Annotated in this window: 13 protein-coding genes and 1 tRNA gene; 12 read left to right on the top strand and 2 right to left on the bottom strand. The window is 39.6% G+C overall.

The features are described from left to right. Positions 1 to 42 precede the first annotated feature (42 nt). Positions 43 to 116 (bottom strand) — tRNA-Arg (locus MJY40_RS14025). A 164-nt stretch (positions 117 to 280) separates the two neighbouring features. On the opposite strand from MJY40_RS14025, the gene MJY40_RS14020 reads away from it, so the two are divergent. The 12 genes from MJY40_RS14020 (at position 281) to MJY40_RS13965 (ending at position 15,983) form a co-directional block, all read left to right on the top strand. Then, positions 281 to 1,879: a response regulator gene (locus tag MJY40_RS14020; RefSeq protein ID WP_317854808.1), complete on the top strand. Its 1,599-nt coding sequence runs from the start codon at positions 281 to 283 to the stop codon at positions 1,877 to 1,879. A gap of 79 nt (positions 1,880 to 1,958) precedes the next feature. After that, positions 1,959 to 3,737, top strand: coding sequence for a sensor histidine kinase (locus MJY40_RS14015; protein WP_317854807.1), 1,779 nt, complete (start codon positions 1,959 to 1,961; stop codon positions 3,735 to 3,737). Between the two features lies 1 nt (position 3,738). Further along, a complete protein-coding gene (locus tag MJY40_RS14010; RefSeq protein ID WP_317854806.1) occupies positions 3,739 to 4,686 on the top strand; it encodes a hypothetical protein in 948 nt (315 codons plus the stop codon). A 334-nt stretch (positions 4,687 to 5,020) separates the two neighbouring features. Further along, entirely contained in the window at positions 5,021 to 6,034 is a 1,014-nt protein-coding gene (locus MJY40_RS14005) for a galactose ABC transporter substrate-binding protein (protein WP_317854805.1), read from the top strand. Positions 6,035 to 6,435: 401 nt separating this feature from the next. After that, the gene (locus MJY40_RS14000) at positions 6,436 to 7,500 is read left to right on the top strand and encodes a galactose ABC transporter substrate-binding protein (protein ID WP_317854804.1); all 1,065 of its coding nucleotides are present in this window, start codon (positions 6,436 to 6,438) and stop codon (positions 7,498 to 7,500) included. Between the two features lie 270 nt (positions 7,501 to 7,770). Beyond that, the gene (mglA, locus tag MJY40_RS13995) at positions 7,771 to 9,267 is read left to right on the top strand and encodes a galactose/methyl galactoside ABC transporter ATP-binding protein MglA (protein ID WP_317856463.1); all 1,497 of its coding nucleotides are present in this window, start codon (positions 7,771 to 7,773) and stop codon (positions 9,265 to 9,267) included. 15 nt (positions 9,268 to 9,282) lie between these two features. Then, positions 9,283 to 10,284, top strand: a complete 1,002-nt coding sequence (mglC, locus tag MJY40_RS13990; RefSeq protein ID WP_317854803.1) for a galactose/methyl galactoside ABC transporter permease MglC — start codon at positions 9,283 to 9,285, stop codon at positions 10,282 to 10,284. A gap of 350 nt (positions 10,285 to 10,634) precedes the next feature. Beyond that, positions 10,635 to 10,883: a hypothetical protein gene (locus MJY40_RS13985; protein WP_317854802.1), complete on the top strand. Its 249-nt coding sequence runs from the start codon at positions 10,635 to 10,637 to the stop codon at positions 10,881 to 10,883. A gap of 13 nt (positions 10,884 to 10,896) precedes the next feature. After that, positions 10,897 to 12,165, top strand: a complete 1,269-nt coding sequence (locus MJY40_RS13980; RefSeq protein WP_317854801.1) for a galactokinase — start codon at positions 10,897 to 10,899, stop codon at positions 12,163 to 12,165. Further along, on the top strand, positions 12,165 to 13,154 hold the full coding sequence (gene galE / locus MJY40_RS13975; RefSeq protein WP_317854800.1) for a UDP-glucose 4-epimerase GalE: 990 nt from the start codon (positions 12,165 to 12,167) through the stop codon (positions 13,152 to 13,154). The genes MJY40_RS13980 and galE overlap by 1 nt, the downstream gene beginning before the upstream one ends. Positions 13,155 to 13,435: 281 nt before the next feature. Beyond that, complete coding sequence (galT, locus tag MJY40_RS13970; protein WP_416387489.1) at positions 13,436 to 14,956, top strand: UDP-glucose--hexose-1-phosphate uridylyltransferase; 1,521 nt, start codon at positions 13,436 to 13,438, stop codon at positions 14,954 to 14,956. A 4-nt stretch (positions 14,957 to 14,960) separates the two neighbouring features. Further along, positions 14,961 to 15,983 (top strand): aldose epimerase family protein, encoded by a 1,023-nt coding sequence (locus tag MJY40_RS13965; RefSeq protein WP_317854798.1) that lies wholly within the window; start codon positions 14,961 to 14,963, stop codon positions 15,981 to 15,983. Positions 15,984 to 16,244: 261 nt separating this feature from the next. Here the strand turns inward: MJY40_RS13965 and nudC are convergent, their stop codons facing one another. Next, on the bottom strand, positions 16,245 to 17,114 hold the full coding sequence (nudC, locus tag MJY40_RS13960) for an NAD(+) diphosphatase (RefSeq protein ID WP_317854797.1): 870 nt from the start codon (positions 17,112 to 17,114) through the stop codon (positions 16,245 to 16,247). Between the last annotated feature and the right edge of the window lie 9 nt (positions 17,115 to 17,123).

Genomic DNA, 17,123 nt, shown 5'->3' with positions numbered 1-17,123 from the left:
ACAAAAACCGCAGTCCCATTTCTAGGATTGCGGTTTTTTTGATACGCCTGATGCGATTCGAACGCACGACTTTCAGAGTCGGAGTCTGATACTCTATCCAGCTGAGTTACAGGCGCACAACAAAATCAATACATATTTTACATGGAAAGAATGCCAGTGTCAAATATTTCGTGTGACAACAATTGCCAAAATGAAAAAACTACAATCTTTGTTTGCTCTTTTGTGATTTTTTGATATACTGGTGATAGATGAACGCAATTGTGCAAAGGAGCGTGTGGATATGGAAAACGAATACAAAATCCTTCTAGTGGATGATGAAGAAGAAGTCAGAACCACCATAATGAAAAAAATAGACTGGCAACGTGTCGGTTTTCGTGTCATTGGCGATGCAGAAAACGGACGTGATGCCTTGGAAAAAATTGAAACCCTAGAACCAGATGTGGTGATGACCGATATTCGTATGCCATATATGGATGGTTTGGCGTTGGCAGAAGAAATTAGAAAAATACGTCCTTCTACAAAAATCATTTTCTTTTCTGGTTACGATGATTTCGAATACGCAAAACAAGCCATTTCCCTTAGAATCACAGAATACATCCTAAAACCTGTCAATGCAGAAGAAATGATGGAGATTTTGGAACGTGTGCGTGGTATTTTGGATGAAGAAATTGAGCATTTGCGTGGGGAAACGGTGCTACAAGAACGCTTTTCCAAAAATCTTTCTATTTTGCGTGAAAACTTCCTTGGCAACTTGGTAAAGGGAAATGTACAACAAAGCAAGATGGAAACTTATATCCAAGAATATCGTTTGCCTATTTTAGAACGTGAAGGATGGGTTGTCATCAAATTGGACACTGGTGTCATTGGACAAAACACTTCTCCTTGGAAAGAAGATGGTATGCTCAATGTATCGGTGCGTAAGTTGTTGGAGGACAAGCTTGTGGAATGGGGTGAATTTGCCATTTTCCAAAGACCTTCTGGTTTGTGTGCCATCATTGCTGTGGAAAAAGAAAGTGCAGTCCAAAGCATTCTTTCGTTGCTCAACGATATGGCTAGGGAAAGTAGAAGAATTTTACAACATCCCATTGCAATTGGAATGGGGAAACGTGTCACAAAGTTGGAGGATTTGGAATCTTCTTACAATGGTGCCAGGGAAGCGGTTTCTTATGAAAATATGGCTGGTGATGTGATTTACATTCAAGACGTGGAGCCCAGTCGAGGGGAATTGTTGCGTTTTGATGAGAAATTGGAAACCTCTTTGAACCATGTGTTGCAATTTGGTGACGAAGAAACCATTGTGACTTGTGTGGAGAACATTGCACAAAAACTAGGTGGTGTAGAAGTGGAATGTAGTGGCATGCAAACCTTTGTCATTGGTATTTTGAATGTAATTTTGCGTGTGGTACAAAAATACGAATTGGAAGAACATCTTATATTTGGAAAATACCAAGATTACAATGGTATCTTATCCCAAGTGAAAACCAAAGAAGATTTATTGGACTGGTTGAAACCTGTTTGTTTTTCTTTGAGTGGCTGTTTGAACACAGAACGTATGGGAACCACAAGGGAATTGATCAGAAAAGCACAACGCTACATTGGAGAAAACTATACCAATTCAGAATTGTCTTTGGAAATGCTTTGTGGCCATCTACATATGAGTACACCTTATTTCTCTACCATTTTCAAACGTGAAGTAGGTGAAAGCTATTCTTCCTATTTGACAGGTATTCGTTTGGAGAGAGCAGTGGAATTGTTGCAACAAACAGATGATAAAACATATGTCATAGCAGCAAAGGTTGGTTACGATGAAGCCAACTATTTCAGCTATGTATTCAAAAAAAGATATGGTGTATCCCCAAATAAATTCCGTGGCAAATGAGTGCCATAACCCCAAATATACTTGTAGGGCGGTGGCTTGCTGCCGCCATTATACTACAATCGAAACATGAGGTGATTTTTTGATAGAACGTTTGCGAAATTGGATGAATACATGGTTTGCCATAAAAGGAAAAAGACCTACTTTGAATCGTGTCATTTGGTTTTCTTTTACCATGACAGCGGTGGTGGCTTCCTTAATTATGGGGATTTCTTTTTATGGTCGTTTTTTGGCACAGGCAGAAGAAACCACAAGAGAAGAAAACCAATTCCTCATGGAACAAGGTAGCTACAGCGTTACCACCTATTTGCGTGGTATGATGAATGTTTCAGATTCTTTGTATTATGGGGTCATCAAAAATAAAGATTTATCAGAACCTTCAGTGGAAGAAGCCTTTCAATTGCTATATGAAACCTATAAGGATGATATTGAGCACATTGCGCTATTTTCAGAGAAAGGGGAATTGTTGCAAATATCTTCCATTGGTAGCCTACTCACCTATGAAAATATTACAAAGGAAGACTGGTTCCAAGAAACCTTAAGCAATGAAGGCAATATCTATTTTGGCAAACCAGAAGTCAGCAGATACTTTTCTCAATCACAAAGTGGATACAGCAGAATCATACCCATGTCACGTGTGGTGCAAATGAACATTGGTGAAAGCGTGGAACGTGGTGTGTTGCTCATTGAATTGAAATACAGTGCCATTGAAGATTTGTTTGGTTCTGTGGTTTTGGGTTCAGAATCCTATTTGTACTTGACAGATGGCAATGGAGATGTCATTTACCATCCAGAACAACAGATTTTTATGAGTGGATACGATGGCAATGGATTCCAAACCCATGTGGAAGATGTGGATAACATAGATGTATTTGAGCAAACATTGGGCTATACTGGCTGGAAAGTAGTGGGTGTCACACAATTGGGTGGCGTTTCCCTAAGTTCCATCAAATCTGTTTTGTTTGTTGCTTTTTTGTTGCTCTTTTTCTTAAATGTATTGCTGGTCATCAATTCCTTCTTATCCAGACGTGTTTCTGCACCTTTGGGTGCTTTGGAAACTGCGGTTAGTCGTATCGAAGAAGGTGATTTGGATACAGAAATCCAAGCATCTGGGTTCTTGGAGGTTTGGTATTTGGGCAATGCCATCAATCGTATGAAGAACAATTTGAAACGTTTGATGGAAGATATGGTCAAAGAACACGAAGCCAAACGCAAAAGTGAAATTTTGGTGTTGCAAAACCAAATCAACCCACATTTTTTATACAACACCTTGGATATTATTGTTTGGATGATTGAAAATGAAAAAAAAGAACAAGCGGTTAAAGTTGTGACAGCTTTGGCACGTTTCTTTCGTATCAGTCTCAGTAAAGGCAATGCCATCATCACCATTGCAGATGAAGTGGAACATGTACGCAACTATTTGATGATTCAAGAAATGCGATTCAAAAACCGTTTCACATACAACATTCATGTGGATGAAGGTGTGGCAGATTTGGGTACCATCAAATTGATTTTGCAACCCATTGTAGAAAATGCCATTTACCATGCAATGGAGTTTATGGATGGCGATGGTGTCATTGACATTCGTGTGTTGCACAAAGGTGCAGATATATTCTTTGAAATTGAGGACAATGGCAGTGGTATGACAGAAGAAAAGGTGGAAGCCATCTTAAATGGAGAAATGGATAAAAATAGCAAAGGTACAGGCGTTGGTTTGCAAAATGTACGGGAACGCATTGGACTTGTATTTGGCAAACCCTATGGTGTTTATATGGAGTCGGAACCAGATGAAGGCACAAAGGTGACTTTACAAATTCCTGCAATTTCCTATGCAGCACTTCGAGATAGGGGGCTGGATTGATATGAAGTTGAAACTTTGGGCATTGATTATGCTGGATATTTTGTTGTTGTCATTTTTATTTTTTGCTTCCTCAACAGATTGGTTGTTTGTGGAGCAAACCCAAACTTCCTACAAAGTTTCTATTTTGATGGAAGATACCGATACATCATCTGATTATTTTGTGGCAGGTGTGCAACAAGGAGCCATTGAACATAATGTGGATGTGCATATTTTGGAATTTACATCAGAACAAACCTTGGAAGAACGCAAAGAACTTTTGCAAAAACAATTGGAAAAGGGCACACAAGGCTTGGTGCTTTGTATGCATGAAAATAGCCAGATGGCAGATTTATTGTCAGAAACTCCATTGGCGATTCCTGTGGTTTCTTGGGGGCTTGAACGCAATTTCGACAATGTATATGCAAATGTGGGTTATGATATTTCGATGGAAGTGGACTTGCTGTATGATGTATGGATTCCATCTGAAAAAAGAGAAATTTCCTATGTGACATTGGAAGATGCAGAACCAAAAGACGATGTATTCTATGAAGAGTTGAAACAACGAGCAGAAATAGAAGGTTTTGTCCTAGAAGAAGTGAAATTGGCAGAACTTTCTGGAGCAAGAACCTTCATCCAAGGTATGGCAGCAGAAAACAAACGCATTGTGGTTACAACAGACGAATTGTTGTTGGAAGCAATGGGCAATGCAGTCAAAGAAATGAAATTGAACATACCTTTGTATGGTTCTGGGTATAGTGATGGTGTGCGTAGTGCTTTGGAAGCGGGTGCCATCAATGGCATTGTGGTTCATAGAGAGTTTGAAGGTGGCTATGTTGCCATCAGCCAAGTGGTGGGTGCGTTGCAACAAAAAATATCAACCAAAGAAGCAATTTTGGTGGAAAGTGCTCTTATCACAAAGGATAATATGTATGGCACAGCAGAAGAAACCTTTATCTTCCCATATAAATAGTCCCGATTAAAGATAAAAGGGATTTTATATCTTGTAGGGTGCGCATTGTATGCGTACCTAAAAGAAAATGCATGCAATACATTCCCTACGTAATTAAGAGATGTTCATGTACGTTAGGTCTCATTAAGTTTAATTGGGATTATAAATAAAGTTCTTTTGTACTATATTACAAATTTTGTAGGGTGCGCATTGTATGCGTACCTAAAAGAAAATGCATACAATGCATTTCCTACAATATAGGGATATAAATAGTCTTAGCTCAAAATAAATGTGCAGGTAACTGTTTCTTGTAGGGCAGATGCTCTTATCATCATAAATCATCAAGGAGGTATCTATGAAAAAAATACAAATATGTATGCTCATTGCCATTATTGTGGCATCGGTGTGGGTGTATGTTTCCAGAGAAGAAGAACCACCCAAATCCATTCAAGTTGGGGTGTCTTTGTATATGGAAAATGATACCTTCCTAGAGGGTATTGTGGAGGCAATGGAAGCAGAAGCCTTATTATATGAAGAAACAACGGGAATTTCAGTGGATTTGAATGTGTCTGTGGCAAATGGTAGCCAAAGAGAACAAAATGAACAAGTGAAACGATACATCAACTTGGGTTACGATGCCATTTGTGTCAATTTGGTGGACAGAACATCTGCTGCAACCATTGTGGATATGGCAGAAGTTGGAGAACGTCAAATTCCAGTGGTGTTTTTCAATCGTGAACCAGTGGAAGAAGATATTTTGCGTAGAGAAAATGTCTACTATGTCGGTTCAGAAGCAAAAGAAAGTGCGATTTTCCAAGGGAATTCTGTGGTGGATGCCTATGCAAAATATGGCGATATTATGGATAAAAATGGAGATGGTATTTTGCAATATGTTATGTTGGAAGGGGAATTGGGTCACCAAGATGCTATCATACGCTCTGATTATTCTGTGCAAACCATCGAAGATATGGGTGTTACCCTCAAAAAATTGGAAACAGGAACTGCTGATTGGAATCGCCAAAATGCCTATGCAATGATGGGCAAATGGCTGGATATCCATGGTGATGCAATTGAATTGGTGCTTTGCAATAATGACGATATGGCACTGGGGGCATTGGATGTTTTGACAGAACGTGAGATGACAGCAGCTGTGTTTGGTATTGATGCAACAGATGCAGGATTGGAAGCGTTGGATGCTGGACTTCTTTGGGCAACTGTGGATTGCAATGCAGAAGACCAAGGTTGTGCCATTATACAAGTGTTGACCAGCTCCATTTTGGAAGGTACAGCAGCAACCACTGTTTCTTATTTGGATGGTCGATATGTAAGAAGTGAAATTTTTGAGTTGAAAAGCGAATTTTGGCAATGAAACACCACAAACCATAGTTGGGTTGCAATTGTAAACAATACTTCAATAATATGTAGGGAATGACCCCTGTGTCATTCTGTCAATAACATCTAAGGGCAGTCTAATGGCTGTTCTTTTTTTGCCTTTAAAATTAGTGACATTGTGCAGATATTATTACAAAATGTGTGCAAATCATATGGCAATACAGGGAATTTGTGGTAAAAATGCATTGAAATTCCTTTGTAAAATATGGAGATTCTCAAATGCATTGTGCTTTTTGTAGAGAAAATCAAAGAAATTCCATGGTAAATTGAAAAATATTATATTTCCATTGGGAATGTTATCACATATAATGATGACAGATAGGGAGGGAACCTATCGTTAGTCGTATTATCTCTACAAGAATAAGGAGGAGTAAAATTATGAAAAAAGTAATGGCAATGCTTATGGCATCTGTAATGGTGTTTGGTTTGGCAGCATGTGGTTCTAGCAGTTCTTCTTCCGAAGCAGCAGCAGACAGCAGCAGCGCAGATGCATCTGTATCTGAAGAAGCAGCTTCTGATGAACTTCCAACAGTTGGTGTATTGATCTACAAATATGACGATACATATATCTCCACAGTAAGAAACGCTTTGGAAGCAGCTTTGGAAGGCAAAGCAACTGTTTCCATGCAAGATGGTAAAAATGACCAAGCTACACAAAATGACCAATTGGACGTTATGATCTCCAAAGGTGTTGACGTTTTGGCTGTAAACATGGTAGATGCAAAAGCTGCTAGTGGCGTAATCGAAAAAGCTGCTGCTGCTGGTATCCCAACAGCATTCTTCAATAGAGAACCTGACACAGAAGTAATCGCTTCCTATGACCAAGCAATCTTCATCGGTACAAACGCTGCTGATGCTGGTAAAATGCAAGGTGATATCATCACAGGCTTGATGGAAAGCAACCCAGAATATGACTTGAATGGCGATGGTGTTGTGCAATACGTAATGTTCCAAGGTGAACCTGATAACCCTGAAGCAATCGCTCGTACACAATACTCCGTATCTCAAGCAGAAGACAATGGTACAGCTATGGAATTGGTAAGTGAAATTCAAATCTGTAACTGGGACACAGAAATTGCTCAAAAATCCATGGAAGCTTTGCTTGCAGCTAACGAAGGCAAAATCGAAATGGTAATTGCAAACAACGATGGTATGGCTCTTGGTTGTATCGCTGCTCTTTCCAACATTGGCTACAACACTGGCGCTGAAGGTGCTCCTTTCATTCCTGTAATCGGTGTTGATGCTACAGATGCTGCTGTTGAAGAAATCGCAAAAGGCACAATGAGTGCTACAGTATTGCAAGATGGTTTGGCAATGGGTAATGCAGTTGCTGCAGTTGCAATGAACATGGCTTCTGGTGCTGACTACTTGGCTGGCACAGATTTGGAATTGGATGATACAGGCGTTGCTGTACGTATCCCTTACGCTCCATACTTGGGCTAATAGCTTCCAAATAGTAAACACATAAACAAATTTGAACACGGTGGGGAGTAATCTCCACTGTGTCTTTTATGGCGGGAACCTCTAACAACCCATAGCACCAACCTTTGCGGTTTATTTCCCCAACATAATTCCTAAAAAGCCTCGATGATATTTCCGATATCACCTGTGTTTTTTAGAAAATATGTTTGAAAAATATTCTCGCAAATCTTGGCACTTAGGTCATTAGAAATCCCCAGAATAGAGAAAGCGTGGTGAATCGTTGTGAGTGAAATGCAAGAAAATTATGTTTTGGAAATGCGTGACTTGGAAAAACAATTTCCAGGTGTAAAAGCACTCGATGGTGCAAATTTGAAACTTCGTCCAGGTACAGTCCACGCACTGATGGGTGAAAATGGTGCAGGTAAATCCACATTGATGAAATGCTTGTTTGGAATTTACAAACAAGATGCTGGTGTGGTTATGATTGATGGCAAAGAAAGTCGTTTTGCGGGACCAAAAGATGCAATGGAAAATGGTGTATCCATGGTGCATCAAGAATTGAACCAAGTGCTGAAACGCAGCGTTATGGAAAATATTTGGTTGGGTCGTTTCCCAAAAAGTGGCGGTTTGGTCAGTCACAAAAAAATGTACGAAGAAACACAAAGGGTCTTTGATGAATTGGACATTCCAGTGAATCCAAAGACTATGATCGGTAAACTCAGCGTTTCCCAAAGACAAATGGTGGAAATTGCAAAAGCGGTATCATACAATGCAAGAATTTTAGTTCTCGATGAACCAACATCTTCTTTGACACAAGAAGAAGTGGAACATCTTTTCGTAATCATAAACAAACTCCGTGACAAAGGTGTAGCAATGGTTTACATCAGTCACAAAATGGAAGAAATTCTACATATTTCCGATGAAGTAACCATCATGCGTGACGGTAAGTGGATTGCTACCGAATCTGCGCATGATTTGACAACAGACAAAATCATCAAACTTATGGTTGGACGTGATTTGACAGAACGTTTCCCGGTCAAAACAAATACACCAGAAGGTGTTTTGATGGAAGTAAAGAACTTGTCTGGCAAATATATGCCTACTTGTCAAGATGTCAGCTTTGAACTGAAAAAAGGAGAGATCCTTGGGATTGCTGGTCTTGTGGGTAGTAGAAGAACAGAACTTTTGGAAACTATTTTTGGTATGGCACATAGAGCATCTGGCGAAATCATCAAAGATGGCAAACCAGTAGCAAACAAAATTCCAAGAGAATCCATTGCAAATGGTTTTGCTATGTTGACAGAAGAAAGACGTGCAACTGGTATTTTTGGAGGTCTCAATATCAACTTCAACTCTATTATTGCAAACCTCAATTCCTATGCAAAGGGTGGTTTCATCAACGAAAAGAAAATGAAAGAAGATACTGCTTGGGTAATTGATAGTATGAGTGTGAAAACACCATCTCAAAAAACCCATATTCGTTCTCTTTCTGGTGGTAACCAACAAAAAGTAATCATTGGTAGATGGCTTCTCACCAAACCTGATGTATTGCTTTTGGATGAACCAACTCGTGGTATTGATGTTGGTGCAAAATTTGAAATTTATCAACTCATCATCAATCTTGCAGCAGAAGGCAAAGGTGTTATGATGGTTTCATCTGAAATGCCAGAACTTCTGGGTGTTTGTGATCGTATTTTGGTAATGAGTAATGGAAAAATGGCTGGTATCGTAGACGCAAAAACAACAACACAAGAAGAAATCATGCGTTTGGCAGCTTTGTATGTATAAGGGGAGGTAAGAAAAATGAAACTGACAAAAAAATGGAATGAATATTTATTGGATTATGCCCTTTATGTCATCCTTGGCGTAATGATCCTTGGGGTAGTGATACAAGAACCATCATTCCTTTCTATGAATAATATGTGGAAAATTTTGGCACAAGCATCCACAAGAGGTATCTTGGCACTTGGACTTGCTGGTATGATTGTTTTGGAAGGTACTGACCTTTCTGCTGGTCGTATTCTTGGTTGTGGGGCTGCAATTTCTGCATCCTTGATGCAAAGTGTAACTTACCAAGCTCGTATGTATCCTGGAATCACAGAACAATTGCCTTTATGGTTGCCACTTGTGCTTTCCATCGTAGTTTGTGTTATTTTCTGTTTGATCAATGGTTTTGGTGTTGCAAAACTCCACATGCATGCCTTCATCATCACATTGGGTACACAACTCATCGCTTATGGCGCATTGTGTATGTACATCGACAGTCAAGCAGGTGGTGCACAACCTCTTGCAAGTTTGAACTCTGATTATATCTCTTTGGTCAATGGCTATTGGTTGGGAGTACCTCACTTGGTGTGGTTCTTGATTCTTTGCTCCATCGTTATGTGGGTGGTATGGAATAAAACAACACTTGGTAAAAATATGTTTGCAATCGGTGGCAATAAAGAAGCTGCTGCTGTATCTGGTGTAAACGTTGCAAAAAATATCATGTTGATTTACTTGGTTGCTGGTGTATTGTATGGTATCGCTGCTTATTTGGAAGCTGGACGTATCCAATCTGTAACCACTGCAACAGGTACCAACTATGAGTTGGATGCAATCTCTGGTTGTGTAATCGGTGGTGTTTCCTTCTCTGGTGGTGTTGGTACAGTACCTGGTATCTTGCTTGGTGTTATCATCTTGCAAGTAATCAACTATAGCTTGTACTACTTGGGTATCAATGCATACTTGCAATACATCATCAAAGGTTTGATTATTGTATTGGCAGTTGCAATCGACGTTAGAAAATACATTGCAAAAAAATAATTCTTTCCAAAGGAAGGAAAACCAAAATCCCTTCGAGATGCGTTTCGAGGGGATTTGTTGTAAATGACGGAACCACCACAAATCATGAAAATGCCTGCACTTGTAGGGGCGAGCTGTGGTCGCCAGCAATAAACCAGCCACAAACCATGAAAATGCTTGTACTTGTAGGGGCGATTCACGAATCGACCGCTATCATACAACCACAAATCATGAAAACGCCTGCACTTGTAGGGGCGACCTGTGGTCGCCAGCAATAAATAGCCACTAACCTGAAATATGCCCGTAATACCAAAACACCAAAAAATATGATACAATGAACGTATCAAACTGTATCATAAGGAGGTAGTGAAATGGAAGAAAACAAAGACTTGGATTTGCGTGCAGAAGAATTGGCACTCAAAGAAGAAGAGCTCATGAAGCGTGTAGAGGAACTGAACAAAAAAGAAGAAAAACTCAATAAAATCGAAGCAAAATTCGTAGGTGCAAAACACAGCATATACCAACATATAGATGTATCTTTGAGTACAATGGACAAGGTGGTTTCTGCCATTGCAATTGTTTTGGTTGCAGTGATTATCTATGCAGTCATCGCAAAGTAAGAAAGGAGTCAATATGAGATTAGCAAACATCAGCGAGGAAACCATGATTTCGGCATATCCTCGTTACAAAAAAAATTCTGAATTTTATGACAATCGTATCATCGAAGTGGTGAAGGGTTTCATTACATATTATGGAAGGGAAGATGTACGTATTTTCTCTGCACCAGGCAGAACAGAAATTGGTGGCAACCATACAGACCATCAACATGGTTGCGTTTTGGCAGCTGCTGTTGATATGGATATTGTGGCAGCAGCATTGCCAAATGGCACCAATGTCATTCGTGTATTGTCTGAAGGTTTTGCAGAAGATGCTGTGGATATTTCCGATTTGTCTGTGAAAGAAGATGAAAAAAACACATCTGCATCCTTGATTCGTGGTGTGGCAGCAAGATTGACTGAACTGGGTCATCCTGTTGGTGGATTTGATATGTATGCAGTTTCCAATGTATTGAAAGGTTCTGGACTTTCTTCTTCAGCAGCCTATGAAGTGCTTTTGGGTACTGTTATGAATGGTTTGTTCTGTGATGGTGCATTGCCACCAGTGGAGATTGCAAAAATTGGTCAATACGCAGAAAATGTATACTTTGGAAAAATGTGTGGTTTGATGGATGAAACTGCATCTGCTGTAGGTGGTATTGTTGCAATTGATTTCCATGACAATGCAAACCCAATTGTACAAAAACTAGACTTCGATTTTAAAGATTCTGGTTATGCACTTTGTATTGTGGATTCTGGTGCAGACCATGCAGACTTGTCTGATCAATATTCCGCAATGCCAATGGAAATGCGTCAAGTTGCAGCAATGTTGGGTATACCTGTTTTACGTGATGCAGATGAAGCTGAATTCATCAAACGCATTGCAGAAATTAGAAAAGAAGTAGGAGATCGAGCAGTTTTTAGAGCACTTCATTTCTTTAGAGAAAATAGACGTGCACAAGAAGAAGCAAGACTTTTGGAAGCAGGCAAGTTTGACGAATTTTTACATATGGTAAACGAATCAGGGTTGTCTTCTTTGATGTATTTGCAAAATGTGTCTGTAGAAGGCAGTGTCAAAGACCAAGAAGTGTTGTACGCACTTGCTTTGTGCGATATTTTATTGGAAGGAAAAGGTGCTTTTCGTGTCCATGGTGGTGGTTTGGCTGGGACAGTCCAAGCATTTGTACCACAAGAAATGGTAGGAGAATTTGTAGAAGGTATCGAAAACATGTTGTGTAAAGGCGCTTGCCATGTCATTTCCATACGTATGGCTGGCGGTGTTGAATTGACCGAGGAGGTAAAATAATGGCTATTCTAGTATTGGGTGGTGCAGGTTATATTGGTTCACATACAGTTGCAGCACTTTGCGAAGCGGGACGTGAAGTGGTTGTTGTGGACAACTTGGAAACAGGTTTCAAAAAAGCAGTACATCCAGATGCAAAGTTCTATGAAGGCGATATTTCCGATAATGATTTTATGACAAATGTATTCAAAAGCGAAACCATCGAAGCAGTCATTCACTTTGCGGCATATTCTTTGGTTGGCGAAAGTGTTGGCAATCCTTTGAAATACTACGAAAATAACTTGTGCAAAACAAGGGATTTCTTGGCTTGTATGATTGCAAATGGTGTGGATAAAATCGTATTTTCCTCTACAGCAGCAACCTATGGCGAACCAGAACGTGTTCCCATTATGGAAAGTGATCGAACAGAACCAACAAATCCTTATGGCGAAACCAAATTGGCAATGGAAAAAATGTTCAAATGGGCTGGCAATGCACATGGCATTTCCTTTGTTTCTTTGCGTTATTTCAATGCTTGTGGTGCACACAAAAGCGGAAATATTGGCGAAGCACATAACCCAGAAAGCCATTTGGTGCCATTGATTTTGCAAGTACCAAATAACCAAAGAGAATTTATCAGTGTATTTGGCAACGATTATCCTACAGAAGATGGCACTTGTATCCGTGATTATATCCACGTAACCGACTTGGCACAAGCACATATTTTGGCTGTGGATTACTTGCAAAATGGCGGCAAAAGCGACATCTTCAACTTGGGCAATGGCGTTGGTTTCTCTGTCAAAGAAGTTATTGAAACTGCGAGAAAAGCAACTGGACATCCAATTCCTGCAAAAGAAGTAGAAAGACGTGCTGGCGATCCTGCACAACTGATTGCATCCAGCGAAAAAGCAAAAACCATCTTGGGTTGGAAACCAGAACACGATAGCTTGGAAGAAATTATTTCTTCTGCTTGGATTTGGCATAAAAACCATCCAAATGGATATCAAGATTAAGAGCATAACTTGAAATCAGGATTTCAAGTTGTAAGCAGATGAGAAAAAGACAATTTCCTCGCACAAGTGCTTCTACGAAGCACCTAGAAATTGCTTTTTATCCTCGACGAAATGCTATTCCGTCTGCGGATGAAAGTCTGCGACGCTAAAAGCTCAAAAGAAGAAGCGTTTTTGAAGAAGTTGAGGAACTTTTCACGATTAGAAAAAAGTTCTTCAAGGTCTTACTACGGGAAAGTGTAGGGGCGTACCTATGTGTGCACCCGCTATTTTTGATATTACATATGAAAGGGGATATTATGGTAGTATATCAAGGGATTAAAGACTTAGTTGCTTATGGATTGCGTACAGAACTGATGACACCTTCTGATGAAATCGTTGTGACAAATGCCATTTTAGAAGCGCTTCGTTTGGATGAATACATAGAACCAGAATGGGTTGGCATGGAAAATTTGGAGTGTATTTTACGTGTGCTTTTGGACTATGCTTGTACAGAAGGAATCATAGAAGATGATGTGGTTTCCAGAGATTTATTCGACACAAAACTCATGGGTTTGTTGACTCCATATCCACGTGAAGTCATTCAAAAATTCATGGATTTGAAAGCAAAATCCAACGAAAAAGCAACGGATTGGTATTATAAATTAAGCCAAGATACAGACTACATCAGACGTTATCGTATCGCAAAAGATAGACGTTGGAAAACAGAAACAAAATACGGAGAATTGGATATCACCATCAATCTATCCAAACCAGAAAAAGATCCAAAAGCCATTGCAGCAGCTAAAAATGCACCACAAAGTGGCTATCCAAAGTGTATGCTTTGCAAAGAAAATGCTGGTTATGCAGGTAGAATGAACCATCCAGCTCGTCAAAACCATAGAATCATTCCATTGCAAATTGGTGGACGTGATTGGTTCTTGCAATACTCACCATATGTGTATTATGATGAACATTGTATTGTGTTTTCAGGCACACATACACCTATGAAAATCGAACGAAATACCTTTGAAAAAATGTTCGGTTTCTTGGAATTCTTGCCACATTATTTCGTTGGTTCCAATGCAGATTTGCCCATTGTTGGCGGTTCCATTTTGTCACATGATCATTTCCAAGGTGGGAGATATACCTTTGCTATGGAAGTGGCTGAAATGGAAGAAACCTTTGCTTTTGAAGGCTTTGAGGGTATCACAGGTGGTATTGTCAACTGGCCTATGTCTGTCCTTCGTTTGCAAGGAAAAGATGATAAAAAGCTTGTAGATTTGGCAGATAAAATCCTCATAAATTGGAGAAAATATACAGACGAAAGCGCATTTATTTTTGCGGAAACAGAAGGCACTCCACACAACACAATCACTCCAATTGCACGTAAAAAAGATGATGTATTTGAGTTGGATTTGGTGCTAAGAAACAACATCACAACGGACGAACATCCCATGGGTATGTATCATCCACATGCGCATTTGCACCACATCAAAAAAGAAAATATCGGCTTAATTGAAGTGATGGGACTTGCTGTTTTGCCACCTCGTTTGCTTGGTGAAATGGACTTGGTTGGTAAATATATCTTGGATGGAACAGACCTTAGAAGTGATGAAAAAACAGCGTCACATGCGGATTGGGTACAAGGATTTATCCCTAAATATGATGAAATCACTGTGGATACTGTGGAAGAAATTCTCCGAAAAGAAATCGGTTCGGTGTTTGCGGAAGTTTTGGAAGATGCAGGCGTATTCAAACGTAACAAAGAAGGAAAAGAGGCATTTATTCAGTTCTTGAACACATGCGGAGCAAAGAAAGGTTGAGAAGATGAAAATCACAAAATCTGAATTTGGAACAACCAGTCAAAATCAAGGGGTAGACCGATATACCATCACAAATGCAAAGGGTTCCTATGTAAATATCTTGACCTATGGTGGCATTGTGCAGTCTTTTGTGATAGACGATGTGGACGTTGTTTTGGGATATGATTCTGTTGCAGAATATGAAAAAAATACTTGTTATTTTGGTGCTTTGATTGGCAGATGTGGCAATCGCATTGGTGGTGGTAAATTCACTTTAAATGACAAAGAGTATGTTTTGTCTGTGAACAATGGACCCAATCATTTGCATGGTGGTTTACAAGGTTTCGACAAGCAAATTTGGAATGCCCAAATCAAAGGTGATGGCTTGCATTTGACATACAAAAGTATGGATGGCGAAGAGGGTTATCCTGCTACTTTGGATGTGGAAGTGGTCTATGCTTTGGACGATGAAAACGGATTTTATATCCAATACAAAGCGGTTACAGATGGTGACACTCTTTGCAATTTGACCAACCACAGTTATTTCAATATGAGTGGTCATGAAACTGGCAATTTAGAGGATATTTCTGTGCAAATCTTTGCAGATGCTATTACAGAGTGTGATGCAAACACTTTGCCAACAGGAAAAATCCTATCTGTAAAGGATACACCCTTTGATTTTAGGAAAAAGCAACCTTTGCTCTCTCGTATCAGCGAAGAAAATGAACAATTACAGTTCGGTTATGGTTATGACCATAATTTTGTGTTAAATGGTGAAGGAATGCGTTTGGTTGCAAGATGTGACAGTGCAAAAACAGGTTTGACATTGGAAGTGCACACAGACCAAGTGGGTATGCAGATGTATACAGGGAATTATATTGACGAAAATATGCAAGGGAAACATGGTGCAACCTATGGTTTTAGAAGTGCTGTTTGCTTTGAAACACAAGGTTTCCCAGATGCAGTGAACCAAAAGGACTTTCCATCAGTTGTACTCAAAAAAGATGAAACATATGAAACCACAACCATTTATCATGTGGTCAAATAAAAGAAGCGGTGCCAAGGCACCGCTCTGCGTGTCGAAAAAGTCGACACGCTAACTTGAAATCAGGATTTCAAGTTGTAGATATAGGTACAAAAAGCGATTTCCTCGCACAAGTGATTCTACGAATCACCTAGAAATCGCTTTTTGTCCTCGACGAAATGCGATTCCGTCTGCGGATTGAAGTCTGCGACGCCAAAAGAAAAAAGATTTTGGTTTTTTGACAGTCTGAGCGGTGCCAAGGCACCGCTTTTTGCGTGTAAATCATTAAATCACATCACCATTTTTAAATGCTTGCATCATGGTATATGTAATACTCAAACCATTTTCGGTGTCGGTGGGAATGTCTTTGCGATCCATCCAAACGGCTTCTGCCAACTCGTCACGATCCAAGGTGATGTCTGCATCTCCATCCAATTCAGCAAAAAATCCCATGATGAGGCTTTCGCTAAATCCCCAAGGTTGACTTTTGTAATAGGTCAAGTTCTTCACTTTGATACCCACTTCTTCCATGACTTCACGGTGGACTGTTTCTTCTACCGTTTCGCCAATTTCACAGAATCCAGCCACCAAAGCATATCGTGTAAATCCACGATTTGCATATTTGGTCAATAACAATTTATCTCCATTTTTGATGGCAACAATGATAACAGGACAGATTTTGGGATAGTCTGTAAATCCACATTTGGTGCAAATCATAGCACGTTCTTTTTTGGAGTGCTCCATTTCGCCAGCACAATGACCACAGTATTTGTGGTATTTATACCATTTGTAAAGATGGCTTGCAGTGATACCCATATAGCTTTGCCAAGAAGGCACATATGTACGAAAAATACGAACATCCTCCAAAGCACAATTGGAAAGCTCTGTCAATTTACAGTTGTTTTCTACTTCGATTCTTTCGGAATTGCCAATGAAAAACCCAGTGACTTCATCCACAGAACAAAGATATACCATACGCTTAATGGAGTTTGGAAACAGCTCCTTGATGATGGCATAAGTAGGGATTTTCTTTTCTGTACCATCCAAATAAAAGAGTGGTTTCCCTTTTTGGAAGATGAACACAAGGTCTGTGTCCTTTGGTGCTTTTGGTGTAAATTCATTGTGAAATGTTTTTGGTGCAATGTCTTGTATCATAATAAATCC

Origin of the sequence: Chakrabartyella piscis (genome assembly GCA_030067835.1) — a bacterium.
GTDB classification, from domain to species: domain Bacteria; phylum Bacillota; class Clostridia; order Lachnospirales; family Anaerotignaceae; genus Chakrabartyella; species Chakrabartyella piscis.
This window is presented reverse-complemented; position numbering and strand designations above follow the sequence as displayed.